At 57.8% G+C, this 15,097-nt stretch carries 9 protein-coding genes; 5 read left to right on the plus strand and 4 right to left on the minus strand.

Annotated features, from left to right (window positions below; all coding sequences use genetic code 11):
• Positions 1 to 40 precede the first annotated feature (40 nt).
• Entirely contained in the window at positions 41 to 1,327 is a 1,287-nt protein-coding gene (gene pepB, locus BJP35_RS18625) for an aminopeptidase PepB (RefSeq protein WP_020883024.1), read from the plus strand.
• Between the two features lie 96 nt (positions 1,328 to 1,423).
• Positions 1,424 to 2,200: an enhanced serine sensitivity protein SseB gene (sseB, locus tag BJP35_RS18630; protein ID WP_025203462.1), complete on the plus strand. Its 777-nt coding sequence runs from the start codon at positions 1,424 to 1,426 to the stop codon at positions 2,198 to 2,200.
• A gap of 17 nt (positions 2,201 to 2,217) precedes the next feature.
• On the opposite strand, the gene BJP35_RS18635 is transcribed toward sseB, so the two are convergent.
• The 4 genes from BJP35_RS18635 to BJP35_RS18650 all read right to left on the minus strand — a co-directional run bounded on the left by BJP35_RS18635 (position 2,218) and on the right by BJP35_RS18650 (position 6,851).
• Positions 2,218 to 2,988: a MurR/RpiR family transcriptional regulator gene (locus tag BJP35_RS18635; RefSeq protein ID WP_014171175.1), complete on the minus strand. Its 771-nt coding sequence runs from the start codon at positions 2,986 to 2,988 to the stop codon at positions 2,218 to 2,220.
• Entirely contained in the window at positions 2,988 to 3,836 is an 849-nt protein-coding gene (gene sseA / locus BJP35_RS18640) for a 3-mercaptopyruvate sulfurtransferase (RefSeq protein ID WP_032678689.1), read from the minus strand. The genes BJP35_RS18635 and sseA overlap by 1 nt, the downstream gene beginning before the upstream one ends.
• Positions 3,837 to 3,926: 90 nt before the next feature.
• A complete protein-coding gene (locus tag BJP35_RS18645; protein WP_014171173.1) occupies positions 3,927 to 5,294 on the minus strand; it encodes a 6-phospho-alpha-glucosidase in 1,368 nt (455 codons plus the stop codon).
• Between the two features lie 12 nt (positions 5,295 to 5,306).
• Entirely contained in the window at positions 5,307 to 6,851 is a 1,545-nt protein-coding gene (locus BJP35_RS18650; protein WP_047743081.1) for a PTS transporter subunit EIIC, read from the minus strand.
• A 285-nt stretch (positions 6,852 to 7,136) separates the two neighbouring features.
• On the opposite strand from BJP35_RS18650, the gene BJP35_RS18655 reads away from it, so the two are divergent.
• From BJP35_RS18655 to ndk, 3 genes are all read left to right on the plus strand, one after another.
• A complete protein-coding gene (locus BJP35_RS18655; protein ID WP_086463470.1) occupies positions 7,137 to 12,089 on the plus strand; it encodes an alpha-2-macroglobulin in 4,953 nt (1,650 codons plus the stop codon).
• A 1-nt stretch (position 12,090) separates the two neighbouring features.
• Positions 12,091 to 14,415, plus strand: a complete 2,325-nt coding sequence (pbpC, locus tag BJP35_RS18660) for a peptidoglycan glycosyltransferase PbpC (RefSeq protein WP_047743077.1) — start codon at positions 12,091 to 12,093, stop codon at positions 14,413 to 14,415.
• A gap of 156 nt (positions 14,416 to 14,571) precedes the next feature.
• Entirely contained in the window at positions 14,572 to 15,003 is a 432-nt protein-coding gene (gene ndk / locus BJP35_RS18665) for a nucleoside-diphosphate kinase (protein WP_003860625.1), read from the plus strand.
• Positions 15,004 to 15,097: the final 94 nt, after the last annotated feature.

Raw genomic sequence — 15,097 nt, forward strand, 5'->3', positions numbered from 1 at the left:
CTGCCTTCAGGCGGCCCGTTTGCTAATAAGGATAAATAAAATGACCGAAGCGATGAAGATTACGATCTCGAATCAGCCTGCTGACGCGCGCTGGGGCGAGAAAGCCACCTACAGTATCAACAACGACGGTATTACCCTGCACCTGACTGGCAACGATGATTTGGGTCTGATCCAGCGCGCGGCGCGTAAAATTGATGGTCTGGGCATTAAACATGTCACCCTGGACGGCGAAGGCTGGGATATCGACCGCAGCTGGGCATTCTGGGCGGGTTACAAAGGACCGAAAGGCAGCCGTAAAATCGAGTGGGCGACGCTCGACGAAGCGGGTCAGAAAGAGCTGGAAAGCCGTCTGACCATTATCGACTGGGTGCGCGATACCATTAACGCCCCGGCAGAAGAGCTGGGTCCTGAACAACTTGCGCAGCGCGCCGTTGACCTGCTGTGCGGCGTGGCTGGCGACAAAATGTCTTACCGCATCACCAAAGGTGAAGACCTGCGCGAGCAGAACTATATGGGGATCCACACCGTGGGTCGCGGTTCCGAGCGTCCTCCGGTATTGCTGGCGCTGGATTACAACCCAACCGGTGATAAAGCAGCACCGGTATTTGCCTGCCTGGTCGGGAAAGGCATCACGTTCGATACCGGCGGTTACAGCCTGAAGCAGAGCGCGTTCATGGACTCCATGAAGTCCGATATGGGCGGCGCGGCAACCATCACCGGCGCGCTGGCGTTTGCCATTACGCGCGGTCTGAACAAGCGCGTGAAGCTTTACCTGTGCTGTGCGGACAACATGGTGAGCGGTAATGCCTTTAAGCTCGGCGACATTATTCGCTACCGTAACGGTAAAAACGTGGAAGTGATGAACACCGATGCGGAAGGTCGTCTGGTGCTGGCCGATGGTCTCATCGACGCGTCTGCGCAGAAGCCAGAGCTGATTATCGACATGGCGACCCTGACCGGTGCGGCGAAAACCGCGCTGGGCAACGACTACCATGCGCTGTTCAGCTTTGACGACAAACTGGCAGCCCGTCTGCTGGCAAGCGCGGCCGCGGAGAACGAACCGTTCTGGCGTCTGCCGCTGGCCGAATTCCACCGCAGCCAGCTGCCGTCTAACTTCGCCGAACTGAACAATACCGCGAGCGCAGCCTATCCGGCGGGTGCGAGCACGGCGGCCGGCTTCCTGTCTCACTTCGTTGAGAACTATCACGAGGGCTGGCTGCACATCGACTGCTCCGCAACCTACCGTAAAGCGGCCGTTGAGCAGTGGTCTGCAGGGGCAACGGGACTGGGCGTGCGTACTATCGCGAACCTGTTGACTGCCGAGTAATTGTCTTTGTCCGGCGGCGCTGTGCTTGTCCGGGCCTACGGTTTTGTAGGCCTGTTAGCCTTGCGCCAGCCGACATTATGTTGAAGTAGCCAAACTATGTCTGAAACGAAAAACGAATTAGAAACTCTGCTGGAACAGGCGGCGACCGAGCCCGCCCACCGTCCGGCATTTTTCCGCACGTTGCTGGAGTCCACCGTCTGGGTTCCGGGTACCGCAGCGGAAGGCGAACAGGTTGTTGAAGACAGCGCGCTGGACCTGCTCCACTGGGAGAAAGACGACGGCACGTCGGTGATCCCGTTCTTCACCTCGCTGGAAGCGCTGCAGCAGGCCGTTGAAGACGAGCAGGCGTTCGTGGTGATGCCGGTGCGCACTCTCTTCGAAATGACGCTGGGCCAGACCTTGTTCCTCAACGCCAAACTGCCAACCGGGAAAGAGTTCACGCCGCGTGAAATCAACCATCTGATTGGCGAGGAGGGCAACCCGCTCAGTACGCAGGAAGTGCTGGAAGGGGGCGAAACGCTGCTGTTGTCTGAAGTAGCCGACCCCCCTGCGCAGATGATTGATTCGCTGACCACGCTGTTCAAAACCCTCAAACCCGTGAGGCGCGCGTTCCTCTGCTCTGTTAAAGAGAGCACGGATGAACAGCCGGTACTGCTGATTGGCATTGAAGCAGACGGCGATATCGAGGAGATTATTCAGGCTGCGGGCAGTGTTGCCACCGATACGCTGCCGGGTGATGAGCCGATCGATATCTGTCAGGTGAAGAAGGATGAGAAGGGCATCAGCCACTTTATTACCGAGCACATCACGCCGTTTTACGAGCGTCGCTGGGGCGGATTCCTGCGCGATCTCAAAACCACCCGCATTATCTGATTACGCGGGGTGATTTTTCACCCCGTCGCTTCCAGCAGCAGTAAATCCATCAGCAGGACCAGATTCGACTCAAACGACGTCACGCCAGCGGCTTCTGCGGCGTAATGTACCGCCTCGTCATATAAAGCAAAGTGCAAATCTGCCATTCCCGCCAGCGTATTGGCCGAAGCGCGCGTAAAAGCCACGACCGTCATACCCACGTTTTTAGCGATCCGCGCTTTATCCAGCACCTGTTCGGTTTCACCGCTGCGTGAGACGGCGATAAACACCTGATACCGCGCAGCGTTGCTGAGGAAAATGTTCCGGCTATCGCCCGGCCCGGAAATAAACGCCGTTTTGCCCAGCACCTGCAATTTCTTGGTGAGGTACTCGGCGAAGAGATAAGAGAAGCCGGCGCCATAAAGAAAGAAGCTCTCTTTCTGGCGCAGCAACGTCGAAAATTGCGCGCGCTTCTCCTGCGTTACCCACTGAAAGGTTTGCTGATAGTTCGCGATAAATTGACTGAAAAGCGCCGGCAGTTCGGGGCGCTGTTGTGCCTGCGCGGCGATATACGGCGTCTCGGTTAACAGCTGTTTGCAGTGCCAGATAAATTCGCTGAAACCGCTGAAGCCTAATTTCTGACACAGACGCATAATGGTGGCGGTTGAGACGAACGTCGCCTGCGCCAGTTCGCGCACCGTAATATTGCCCACCAGCAGAGGATGCTCTGTGAGGTGGGCCAGCACGCGATATTCCGCGCGGGTCAGTGACGCCCCGCGCGTTAACAGCGTGGCCAGACGGTTATCCATTATTTGGCCGGTTCAACGGGCAAATCGTCTCGTGCACCCCATTCACTCCAGGCGCCATCATAGAGCGTCACGTCGTTTACACCGAGTGTGGCGAGCGCCAGAATCACCACGCAGGCCGTGACGCCGGACCCGCAGCTGGCAATAACTGGACGATGCAAATCCACGCCCTGACGATCAAAAATGGCGCGCAGCTCATCGGTCGTTTTTAATTCACCTTCAAATACCAGATCGCCCCACGGCACATTCAACGCGCCGGGAATATGGCCGCGCTTCAGCCCCGGACGCGGTTCATCCGCCTGGGCGTTAAAGCGCGCTGCAGGGCGGGCATCGACAATTTGCGCCGTTTTTTCATGGCTGACCACCAGCACGTCGGTCAGACGTTTTACCTGATGCGCATCAAACGTCGCGTCGAACTCGCCTTCCGGCAGCGTCACGTCGCCCTGCTGCAATGGCAGTTCATCACGCTTCCAGCCCGCGAGACCGCCCGCAAGAATTGAGACTTTCTCCACGCCAAAGTTTTTCAGCATCCACCAGGCGCGCGGTGCGGAGAAGAGGTTACCTTCATCGTAAACCACGAGGTGTTTGTCACGATTAACGCCAAGTTCGCGCATCGCCACGGAGAACGCTTCCGGGCGCGGCAGCATGTGCGGGAGAGGGGAGTTATGGTCGGACAGGGCTTCAATATCAAAAAATACCGCGCCCGGCAAATGCCCTGCGCGGTATTCTGCGACCATATCGCGAAGGTGTTCCTGCCCGGCAGGTGCCATACGCGCGTCAATAATCTGTACTTCCGGATCGTCACCGTGCTCAATCAGCCAGTCGGCGGCGACAAAATATGAGGTGGACATGGGTTGCCTCCATTCTTTTCCGTAAAAAAGGATTGTCGGTGTTTTTTCTGACACCGACAAGCAAACCACATTCAACTCGCGAGCACGACCCTATTTTTTCACCGCTTCACCGTTCTGCCAGGCTTTTTGCAGCGCAGGCCAGTAGTCACGGTTGGCGTCAATCATGTCATCGAGAATCGCTTTTGCGTGCTCCATGGTAGGCACGGTACGGTTCAGGGTGAACGCCTGCAGTGCTTTTTCGTAGCTGCCTTCAATGGTCGCTTCCACCAGCAGCTGTTCAGAGGCGAGCTGCTGCTGAAGCAGCGTCTGATGGAACAGCGGGACCCGACCCACGCGGATCGGCTCTGGCCCTTCAGAGGTGATGTAGGCCGGGACTTCCACCACCGCATCGTACGGCAGATTGGTTATCGCCCCGCGGTTTTCCACCATTACCAGATGGCGCTGACGCAGGTTAAATGCCAGCGAGCAGGCGACATCGACAATAAACTCGCCGTGGACGCCCACGTGGAAGGCATCCGGTAAAATCCCGGTACGCTTATACTCTTCTGCGGCGGCAAACAGCTTTTTCTCACGCCCGTTCATCACTTCGTTCGCGCGGGTGTAGTCCGGGTTCTGATGCTCCACAATCTGGTTTGGCATCAGGTAGTACTGCAGATAGGGGTTTGGCAGATATTCCGGGAAGTTATCCATGATGGGCTTGATGTTGCGCCAGGTTTTCACCCACGACGGATCCGAGTGCTGCGGGTCGGTTTTGGCCGCATCTTCCGTCAGCAGGCCGAACCTCGCGATATGCCGACGCAGTTCCGGCAGCTTGTCCTCGCCGTCCACCCGCACGCGGGTAAACCAGCCGAAGTGGTTCAGACCAAAGTAGTCCACCTCCAGCTTGTGGCGGTCCACACCCAAAATGGCCCCCATGTTACGCATCGCCGCCACTGGCATATCGCAGATATTAAGCACGCGGGCGTCCGGTCGCAGGCGGCGCACCCCTTCCGCAACGATCGCTGCCGGGTTGGAATAGTTCACGATCCAGGCTTTTTCATGCGCGTAGCGATCCACCAGATCGATCAGCTCGACCATCGGCAGGATCGTGCGCAGGCCGTATGCCAGCCCGCCAGGACCGCAGGTTTCCTGGCCTACCACGCCGTGGCGCAGCGGGATCTTCTCATCCTGCTCACGCATTCTGTACTGGCCGACACGCATCTGGGCGAAGACAAAGTGCGCCCCGCTGAACGCGACTTCCGGGTCTGTGGTCACGGTGAAGGTAATGCTCTGGCTATGGTCGCGAATGACCTTCTCCACCACCGGTGCAATGGTGTTCTGGCGTGCTTCGTCGATATCGTAGAGGCGAATCTCGGCCAGCGGGAAGTCCTGCAGGCGTACCATCAGGCTTTTCACGATACCTGGCGTATAGGTGCTGCCGCCACCGGCAATCGACAGAATAAAAGGGGGTGTAAACATCTTTAGCTCCTCTCAGAGAAACGTCTCAACGGCTTCTCGCATTTTTTTGACATGCAGCCCGTAGACCACCTGAACGTTGTTACCTTGTTTGATAATCCCTTTCGCGCCGGTCGCTTTCAGGCGCGGCTCGTCGATGATGGAGACATCCTTCACCGTGACGCGTAAGCGGGTGTAGCAGTTATCCACTACCTCAATGTTTTCCCGGCCTCCCAGCCCCACCACGATGGATTCACCCAGCCCGTCATTGTTCCCCTTCGCCTGATACTCCTGTTTGCTGTACAGGCGCGTCTCCTGATCGTCATCCTCGCGTCCCGGCGTCTTCATGTTGAAGCGCAGGATCAGGAAGCGGAACACCACAAAATAGAGCGCGAACATGATGAGCCCGACCACGATGTACATCGGCCAGTTGGACTTCTCCGTGCCGAGCGGCAGGTTATAAAGAATAAAATCGATAATTCCGTTAGCGCCGATGGCATGAACACCGAACAGGGAGAAAAGCATCATGCCGATGCCGGTCAGCGCCGCATGTACCACAAACAGCAGCGGAGCGACGAACAGGAACGAAAACTCAATCGGCTCGGTAACGCCCACCAGCAGAGAGGTTAACGCTGCCGGGATCAGGATGGCTTTGGCTGCCGCTTTGCGCTCCGGCCTGGCGGTCATGTACATCGCCAGCGCCGCCGCGGGCAGGCCAAACATTTTGCTGATGCCGCGCGCGTCCCACACTACCGTGCTGCTCAACTGCTTCACTTCCGGACAAGCCATTTCGGCGAAATAGATATTGCGTGCGCCCTGATAAACCGTGCCGCATACCTCTTGCGTCCCCCCAAGTTCGGTATACAGGAAGGGGGTATAGACCAGATGATGCAGGCCGGTCGGCACCAGAATGCGTTCCAGGAAGCCGTAAATGGCCACCCCAAAAGGCCCGGAACCTTTGATCGCCAGCGCCAGTGCGCTGATGCCATGCTGGGCAAATGGCCACAGTTCGCTCATCACGACGCCGAGCAGCATTGAGACAGGAAGCATGACGATGGCGACGAAACAGTGGCCGGAATAGATGGCCATCGCGCCGTTAAACTGTACGCCGGAGTATTTGTTGTACAGGTATCCGGACAGCGCCCCGGTCAGGATCCCGGCGAAAACGCCCATCTCCAGCACCTGCACGCCCAGCACCATACTTTGCCCGGCGGCTTTCATCTGGTCAGCGGGGGCCAGTTCGCCCTGGAGCTGCAGCGTAACGTTCATCGCGTTAATGAAAACAACAAAGGTCACCAGGCCAATCAGGGCCGCATAGCCTTTATCACGCGTGGCCAGGCCAATCGGTATCCCGACGGCAAACACCAGCGCCAGGTTAACCAGTACTGACACGGCCGATTTCGCGATAAGCTGACCAACATGCTGAATCAGCGGATGGCCGAGAAACGGCACATACTCTGCGAGGTTACCGTTCCCCAGGACGTTACCAAATGCGATAAACAGACCGACGATCGGTAAGATAAGTACCGGTCCGTACAACGATTTTCCGAAATTTTGTAGGGCGTTCACGGCTCGTTTCATGACTGTCTCTCTTAGTGAACCGCGCACTCGGGGTGCGTCTTGAGCTTAAAGCTAGCAGGCTAAAGGCGAGGTAATCCAGCTATCTTCTTGTTTTAAAAACAAATGACGTAAAAGGTAACATGTGACGTTTGCGACTGTGATCGGCATAGCAGTGCCTGAGTAAAGGCGTCGTCGCTCTGCGAGGTGCTTTCCAGATTCTAAAATTAGACTTTTTGTATTAATGAAACTTGCGGATAATACTTATCCGGAAGACGACCAACAGGCTCCATGGGCCAGGGACAAAGGATGACACCGTTTCGCTTAGCCGCGATTTCTCTCGCGCTGCTTACCACATTTTCGCTTGTCGGCTGTGATAACAGCGACGATAACTCTCAGGCTGCGGCTCCCGCAGCATCCACAGCAACGACACCGAAAGCACCGGAAAAGCCGGACGCTGAAAAGCTGGCAACGCTGGCGGCACAGAGTCAGGGCAAAGCGCTCACCCTGCTGGATACCTCAGAGGTGCAGCTTGATGGCGCGGCCACGCTGGTGCTGACCTTCTCTGTTCCGCTCAATCCCGATCAGGATTTCGCCAAAACAGTGCATGTGGTGGATAAAAAAAGCGGCAAGGTTGACGGGGCGTGGGAACTCGCACCTAACCTGAAAGAGCTACGCCTGCGCCATCTGGAGCCCAACCGCAATCTGGTTGTCACCGTTGAACGTGATTTGCAGGCGCTGAACAAAGCGACATTTGGAATCGATTACGAAAAAGCCCTGACTACCCGGGATGTTGAACCGACGGTCGGTTTTGCCAGCCGTGGCTCGCTGCTGCCGGGCAAGGTGGTGGAAGGTTTGCCGGTAATGGCGCTCAACGTCAACAATGTTGACGTGAATTTCTACCGCGTGAAGCCTGAATCCCTGGCCTCCTTTGTCAGCCAGTGGGAGTACCGTAACTCCCTGACTAACTGGGAGTCCGATAATCTGCTCAAAATGGCGGACCTGGTGTATACCGGCCGGTTTGACCTCAATCCGGCACGCAACACCCGTGAAAAACTGCTGTTGCCGCTGCGGGATATTAAGCCGCTACAGCAGTCAGGCGTGTACATCGCGGTCATGAATCAGGCCGGGCACTATAACTACAGCAATGCCGCAACCCTCTTTACCTTAAGTGATATTGGGTTGTCCGCTCACCGTTATCATAACCGTCTGGATATTTTCACCCAGAGCCTGGAAGATGGCGCGGCGCAATCCGGCGTTACCGTCACCCTGTTGAATGATAAAGGGCAGACGCTTGCCGAAGCGAACAGCGATGCTGACGGCCACGCAAAACTTGAGACTGACAAAGAAGCCGCGCTGATTCTGGCCAGTAAAGACGGGCAGACCACGCTGCTTGACCTCAAGCTTCCGGCCCTCGATCTGGCGGAGTTTGATATCGCAGGTAGCCCAGGCTACAGCAAGCAATTCTTTATGTTTGGCCCGCGCGATCTCTATCGCCCTGGCGAAACGGTGATCCTCAATGGTTTGCTGCGCGACAGCGACGGTAAACCGCTTCCTGCCCAGCCGGTTAAACTCGACGTACTGCGCCCGGACGGACAGGTGGCGCGCACGGTTGTCGTCCAGCCTGAGAACGGCCTCTATCGCTTCAATTATTCCCTGGACGGCGGGGCGCAGACCGGTATGTGGCATATCCGCGCCAATACCGGCGATAACCAACAGCGCCTGTGGGATTTCCACGTTGAAGATTTTATGCCGGAGCGTATGGCGCTTAATCTGACGGGACAAAAAGCGCCGGTTTCCACCGAGGATAACGTCGACTTTAACATTGCGGGTTATTACCTGTATGGCGCACCTGCCAACGGAAATTCCCTGCAAGGCCAGCTTTTCCTGCGACCGCTGCGCGAAGCCGTCGCTGCACTGCCGGGCTTCCAGTTCGGTGATATCGCCGAAGAGAACCTGAGCCGCAGCCTGGATGAAGTTCAGCTAACCCTTGATGAACAGGGGCGCGGACAGGTCTCGACCGAAAGCCAGTGGAAAGAGGCGCATTCACCGCTGCAACTGATCCTGCAGGCCAGCCTTCTGGAATCGGGCGGTCGCCCGGTGACGCGCCGTGCTGAGCAGGACATCTGGCCGGCGGCCGATCTGCCGGGTATCCGTCCTCAGTTTGCCAGTAAGGCCGTTTATGACTACCGCACTGACACCACCGTCAACCAGCCGATCGTGGATGAAAACGGCAATGCCAGCTTTGATATCGTCTATGCCGATGCCAGCGGGGCAAAAAAGGCGGTTTCCGGGTTACAGGTTCGCCTGATCCGTGAGCGCCGTGACTACTACTGGAACTGGTCAGAGAGCGATGGCTGGCAGTCACAGTTTGATCAGAAAGACCTGGTTGAGGGCGAGCAGGAGCTGACCCTTAAGGCCGATGAAACCGGTAAAGTGACCTTCCCGGTGGAGTGGGGTTCGTACCGTCTGGAGGTCAAAGCGCCGGACGACATGGTCAGCAGCGTGCGCTTCTGGGCTGGCTACAGCTGGCAGGATAATAGCGACGGCACCGGTGCCGCTCGCCCTGACCGTGTGACCATGAAACTGGACAAGCCTTCCTATCAGCCGGGAGATACCATCCAGCTGCATATCGCTGCTCCGGCGGCGGGTAAAGGCTATGCAATGATCGAGTCCAGCGAAGGGCCGCTGTGGTGGAAAGAGATCGACGTACCGGCCAACGGACTCGATCTCTCAATCCCGGTGGATAAGGCCTGGAAACGTCACGATCTCTATCTCAGCACGCTGGTGGTACGCCCTGGCGATAAATCCAAATCAGCGACGCCGAAACGTGCCGTCGGGTTACTGCATCTGCCGATGGGCGATGAGAATCGCCGCCTGAATGTCGCGCTGGAAAATCCGCAGAAAATTCGGCCAAACCAGACGCTGTCCGTGAAGGTGAAGGCCAGCGTCAAAGAAGGCGCCGTTCCGCAGAAAGTGAATGTGCTGATCTCGGCAGTGGACAGCGGCGTGTTGAACATCACCGATTACGTTACCCCGGATCCGTGGGAAGCGTTCTTCGGTCAGAAGCGCTACGGCGCGGATATCTACGATATTTACGGTCAGGTCATTGAAGGGCAGGGCCGCATGGCTGCACTGCGTTTTGGTGGTGACGGCGATGAGCTTAAGCGCGGCGGTAAACCACCGGTGAACCACGTGACTATCATTGCCCAGCAGGCGCAGCCGGTCGAGCTCGATGCTAACGGTGAAGGGACCGTGACGCTGCCCATTGGAGACTTCAATGGCGAGCTGCGTCTGATGGCGCAGGCCTGGACGGAAGATGATTTCGGCAGCAGCGAAGGTAAAGTGATTGTCGCCGCCCCAATCATTACCGAACTGAACACGCCGCGCTTCCTGGCAAGTGGCGATACCTCACGCCTGACGCTGGATGTGACCAACCTGACGGACCAGCCGCAAACGCTGAACGTTGCCTTTACCGCTACCGGCAAGCTGTCGCTTGAGGGCGCACAGCCGCAGCCCGTGAAGTTACCGCCGGGCGCGCGCAGCACCCTGTTTATACCGGTACGTGCGCTGGATGGCTACGGTGATGGTGAAGTGACCGCTCAGGTGACCGGCCTGCAGCTGCCGGGCGAGACTTTCGCTGCACAACAGAAGAGCTGGAAAATCGGCGTTCGTCCGGCATTCCCGGCGCAGACCGTTAACACCGGTGCCATGCTGAATCCTGGTGAGTCGTGGAGTGCACCGGCGCAGCACCTTAATGGCTTCTCTCCTGCCACGCTACAGGGACAATTGCTGCTGAGCGGGAAACCGCCTCTGAATCTGGCGCGCTATATTCGTGAGCTGCAGGCATACCCGTATGGCTGTCTGGAGCAAACCACCAGTGGTCTGTTCCCGTCGCTCTACACCAACGCGGCGCAGTTGACCGCGCTTGGCATCAAAGGAGATACGGATGACAAGCGCCGTGCAGCCATTGATATCGGGATCTCCCGTCTGCTGCAAATGCAGCGTGATGACGGAGGTTTCGCGCTTTGGGATAAAAACGGTCCGGAGGAGTACTGGCTCACCGCCTATGTCACTGACTTCCTGGTTCGTGCAGGCGAGCAGGGCTACAGCGTGCCTGCTGAGGCGGTTAACAACGCCAACAGCCGCTTGCTGCGTTACCTGCAGGACCCGGGTATGATGTCCATCCGCTACAGCGATGATACCCAGGCCAGTAAATTTGCGGTGCAGGCCTATGCCGCGCTGGTGCTGGCTCGCCAGCAAAAGGCCCCGCTTGGTGCGTTGCGTGAAATCTGGGAACGTCACGGACAGGCCGCTTCCGGGCTGCCGCTGATGCAGCTGGGGATGGCGCTAAAATTGATGGGCGACGCACCGCGCAGCCAGCAGGCACTGGGTCTGGCCATCAAAACGCCGCGTAACGACAGCAAAAACTGGATGGCCGATTATGGCAGTGCGCTTCGTGATAATGCGCTGATGCTCTCTCTGCTTGAGGAGTACAAGCTTCTGCCGGATGCGCAAAATACGCTGCTGAACGCCTTGTCGGAACAAGCTTTCAGCCAGCGCTGGCTCTCGACCCAGGAGAGTAACGCCCTGTTCCTGGCCGGACGCTCGCTGCAAACTTTATCCGGCGCATGGCAGGCGCAAACGTCTCTGGCGGATACTGCATCAGGCGGTGATAAAGCCCTGGTACAGAACGTGAACGGCGACCAGCTTGGCGCGCTGCAGGTGACAAATACCGGTAGCACACCGCTGTGGGTACGCCTTGATAGCACCGGTTATCCGGCATCTGCACCTCAGCCATCGTCTAACGTGCTGCAGATTGAGCGCCATATTCTGGCAACCGACGGCAGCACAAAGTCGCTCACGTCACTGAAGAGCGGCGAGCTGGTGCTGGTATGGCTTGAAGTGAAGGCCAGCCAGAACGTGCCGGATGCGCTGGTTGTCGATCTCCTCCCGGCGGGACTGGAACTGGAAAACCAGAACCTGGCGAGCAGCAGCGCCAGCCTGCAGGACAGCGGCAGCGAAGTGCAGAACCTGCTCAGTCAGATGCAGCAGGCGGATATTCAGCATATGGAATTCCGCGACGATCGCTTTGTGGCGGCGGTGCCGGTTAACGAAGGGCAGCCGGTCACGCTGGTTTATCTGGCGCGCGCCGTGACGCCGGGAACCTATGAGGTGCCGGTCCCGATGGTGGAGTCCATGTATGTGCCGCAGTGGCGGGCAACAGGTGCGGCCAGTGGCCCGCTGATTGTTGTACCGTAATATGCGGCTTGTACGTCTGATACGCTCCCGCTGGCTGTGGCTGGCGGGAGCGCTTCTCGTTTTATGGGGGCTGATCCTGGCCGCTGATCGCCTGTGGCCGTTACCTCTGAAAGAGGTCAACCCCGCACGGGTGGTGGTGGACGAAAAAGGCACACCGCTCTGGCGTTTTGCCGACAGCGAAGGGATCTGGCGCTATCCGGTCACTCTCGAAGAGGTTTCTCCCCGCTATCTTGAAGCCTTGATCCAGTATGAAGATCGCTGGTTCTGGGACCATCCAGGCGTGAATCCGTTCTCTGTGCTGCGCGCCGCCTGGCAGGATCTTACCTCCGGGAGGGTTGTCTCAGGCGGTAGCACGCTCACTATGCAGGTGGCGCGCCTGCTGGATCCGCATCCGCGCACTTTTGGTGGCAAAATTCGTCAGCTCTGGCGAGCCATGCAGCTTGAGTGGCACCTCTCTAAGCGCGACATCCTCACGCTTTATCTTAACCGCGCCCCGTTTGGCGGTACGCTGCAGGGGATTGGTGCGGCAAGCTGGACCTACCTCGGCAAACCACCTTCGCAGCTCAGCTATTCCGAAGCGGCGCTGCTCGCCGTATTGCCGCAGGCGCCAAGCCGGTTGCGTCCTGACCGCTGGCCGGAACGTGCAGAAGCGGCACGCAACAAAGTGCTCGACCGGATGGTGACGCAGGGCGTCTGGTCGGCAAGCCAGGTTAAGGAGTCCCGTGAAGAAGCGGTATGGCTGGCGCCCCGGCAAATGCCGCAGCTGGCACCGCTCTTTTCGCGCATGATGCTCAGCAAAAGTCGCGATACTAAAATTGTGACTACCTTAGATGCGTCCCTGCAGCGGCAGCTTGAAGAACTGGCGATGAACTGGAAATCCCGCCTGCCGGCACGCAGTTCGCTGGCAATGATCGTCGTCGATCACACGGATATGAAAGTGCGTGGCTGGGTGGGATCGGTCGACATTAACGATGACACCCGGTTTAGCCATGTGGATATGGTGAATGCGATCCGATCGCCGGGATCGGTGCTCAAGCCCTTTATCTACGGTATGGCGCTGGACGACGGTTTGATCCACCCGGCATCGCTGCTCCAGGATGTTCCAAGAAAAACGGGGGATTATCGCCCGGGTAATTTCGACAGTGGATTCCATGGGCCGGTGAGTATGAGTGAAGCGCTGGTACGTTCCCTTAATCTGCCCGCCGTGCAGGTGCTCGAGGCATACGGACCAAAACGTTTTGCTGCGATGTTGAGTAATGCAGGTTTGCCGCTGATTTTACCTGCTGGCGCACAGCCGAATTTATCGCTGATCCTGGGCGGGGCAGGGGCGCGGCTGGCCGATATCACCGCGGCCTACAGCGCGTTCGCCCGACACGGTAAAGCGGGCCGGCTGCGATTACAGCCAGGCGATCCCTTGTCAGAGCGGCCGTTGTTATCCCAGGGCTCGGCGTGGATCATTCGCCGTATTCTGGCCAATGAGGCGCAGCCGCTGCCGGACAATACGTTGCCACAGGTGGTACCTCTGGCATGGAAAACGGGAACCAGCTATGGCTACCGTGATGCATGGGCGGTAGGGCTGAATGCCCGTTACGTTATTGGGATCTGGACCGGACGACCGGACGGCACGCCTGTGGCGGGGCAGTTTGGGTTTGCGAGCGCGGTACCTCTGCTTAACCAGGTAAATAATGTTCTGCAGTCTGGTTCAACGCTCGATCAGGCGCGTCTGCCACGCGACCCGCGTCCTGACGGTGTGGGACGCGGCGTCATCTGTTGGCCGGGCGGCCAGTCGCTGCCGGAAGGGAGCGAAAATTGCCGTCGTCGTCTGGCGACCTGGCTGCTGGACGGCAGCGAGCCGCCGACATTGCTCTTACCGGAACAGGAAGGTATTCGCGGGATCCGTTTCCCGGTCTGGCTGGATAAAGAGGGCAAACGCGTGGCGGCAGACTGCCCGGATGCGACCGAGAAAGTTCTGGATGTCTGGCCGCTGCCGCTGGAACCCTGGCTGCCTGCAGCCGAGCGGCGCTCAGCACGGATCCCTTCGCCATCGGCTACCTGTCCGCCCTTGTCGCAGGACTCACCTGCACCGCTGATGTTGACTGGCGTGCGTGAAGGCGCGGTTATCAAGCGTCTGCCGGGGGAATCCCGCGTCTCGTTACCGCTACAGGCCACCGGCAATAGCGGTGAACGCTGGTGGTTTTTGAATGGCGAACCGCTGGCGGTGAAGAGCCGGTTTTACACCTTGCAGCTTGATAAATCAGGCGATTATCAGGTGCTGGTGATGGATGAAGCGGGGCAGGTGGCGACGGTGAATTTCACGCTGCAGTAGCGTTAAACGTCTCTTCTGCTGTGAGCTGTTGCTAATCTTCGTCTCATTTTAAAAAAATGTTACCTGAATCCATAGGCAATGGCGCTATTGCTCATTATAATCCGCGCCACACCATACTCAGGTATGAAAAACAACAGAACATTTACAGAGGTTATCATGGCTATTGAACGTACTTTTTCCATCATCAAACCAAACGCGGTGGCAAAAAACGTTATTGGCAGCATCTTTGCTCGCTTTGAATCAGCAGGGTTCAAAATCGTTGGCACCAAAATGCTGCACCTGACCGTTGAGCAGGCTCGCGGTTTCTACGCTGAGCACGAAGGTCGTCCATTCTTCGACGGTCTGGTTGAGTTCATGACTTCTGGCCCGATCGTTGTATCCGTACTGGAAGGCGAAAACGCAGTACAGCGTCACCGTGACCTGCTGGGTGCGACCAACCCGGATAACGCACTGGCTGGTACCCTGCGCGCCGACTATGCAGACAGCTTCACCGAGAACGGCACCCACGGTTCCGATTCTGTTGAATCTGCCGCTCGTGAAATCGCGTTCTTCTTCGCTGAAGGCGAAGTGTGTCCACGTACCCGTTAATTTAACGGTTTCGTTTACACATTATTTTCGTAAATGCCGCGTGCAGACGTGGCATCCCTGCGCCAGACTTTGTACAATGCAACGCCCCGGACGA

Origin of the sequence: Enterobacter sp. J49, assembly GCF_002148625.1 — a bacterium.
Taxonomy (GTDB): Bacteria; Pseudomonadota; Gammaproteobacteria; order Enterobacterales; family Enterobacteriaceae; genus Enterobacter; species Enterobacter ludwigii.

What these genes read in the sequence shown, in the direction of transcription:
- pepB (WP_020883024.1), top strand. Translation starts at nt 41, where the DNA reads ATGACCGAAGCGATGAAGATTACGATCTCGAATCAGCCTGCTGACGCG.
- sseB (WP_025203462.1), top strand. Translation starts at nt 1,424, where the DNA reads ATGTCTGAAACGAAAAACGAATTAGAAACTCTGCTGGAACAGGCGGCG.
- BJP35_RS18635 (WP_014171175.1), bottom strand. Translation starts at nt 2,988, where the DNA reads ATGGATAACCGTCTGGCCACGCTGTTAACGCGCGGGGCGTCACTGACC.
- sseA (WP_032678689.1), bottom strand. Translation starts at nt 3,836, where the DNA reads ATGTCCACCTCATATTTTGTCGCCGCCGACTGGCTGATTGAGCACGGT.
- BJP35_RS18645 (WP_014171173.1), bottom strand. Translation starts at nt 5,294, where the DNA reads ATGTTTACACCCCCTTTTATTCTGTCGATTGCCGGTGGCGGCAGCACC.
- BJP35_RS18650 (WP_047743081.1), bottom strand. Translation starts at nt 6,851, where the DNA reads ATGAAACGAGCCGTGAACGCCCTACAAAATTTCGGAAAATCGTTGTAC.
- BJP35_RS18655 (WP_086463470.1), top strand. Translation starts at nt 7,137, where the DNA reads ATGACACCGTTTCGCTTAGCCGCGATTTCTCTCGCGCTGCTTACCACA.
- pbpC (WP_047743077.1), top strand. Translation starts at nt 12,091, where the DNA reads ATGCGGCTTGTACGTCTGATACGCTCCCGCTGGCTGTGGCTGGCGGGA.
- ndk (WP_003860625.1), top strand. Translation starts at nt 14,572, where the DNA reads ATGGCTATTGAACGTACTTTTTCCATCATCAAACCAAACGCGGTGGCA.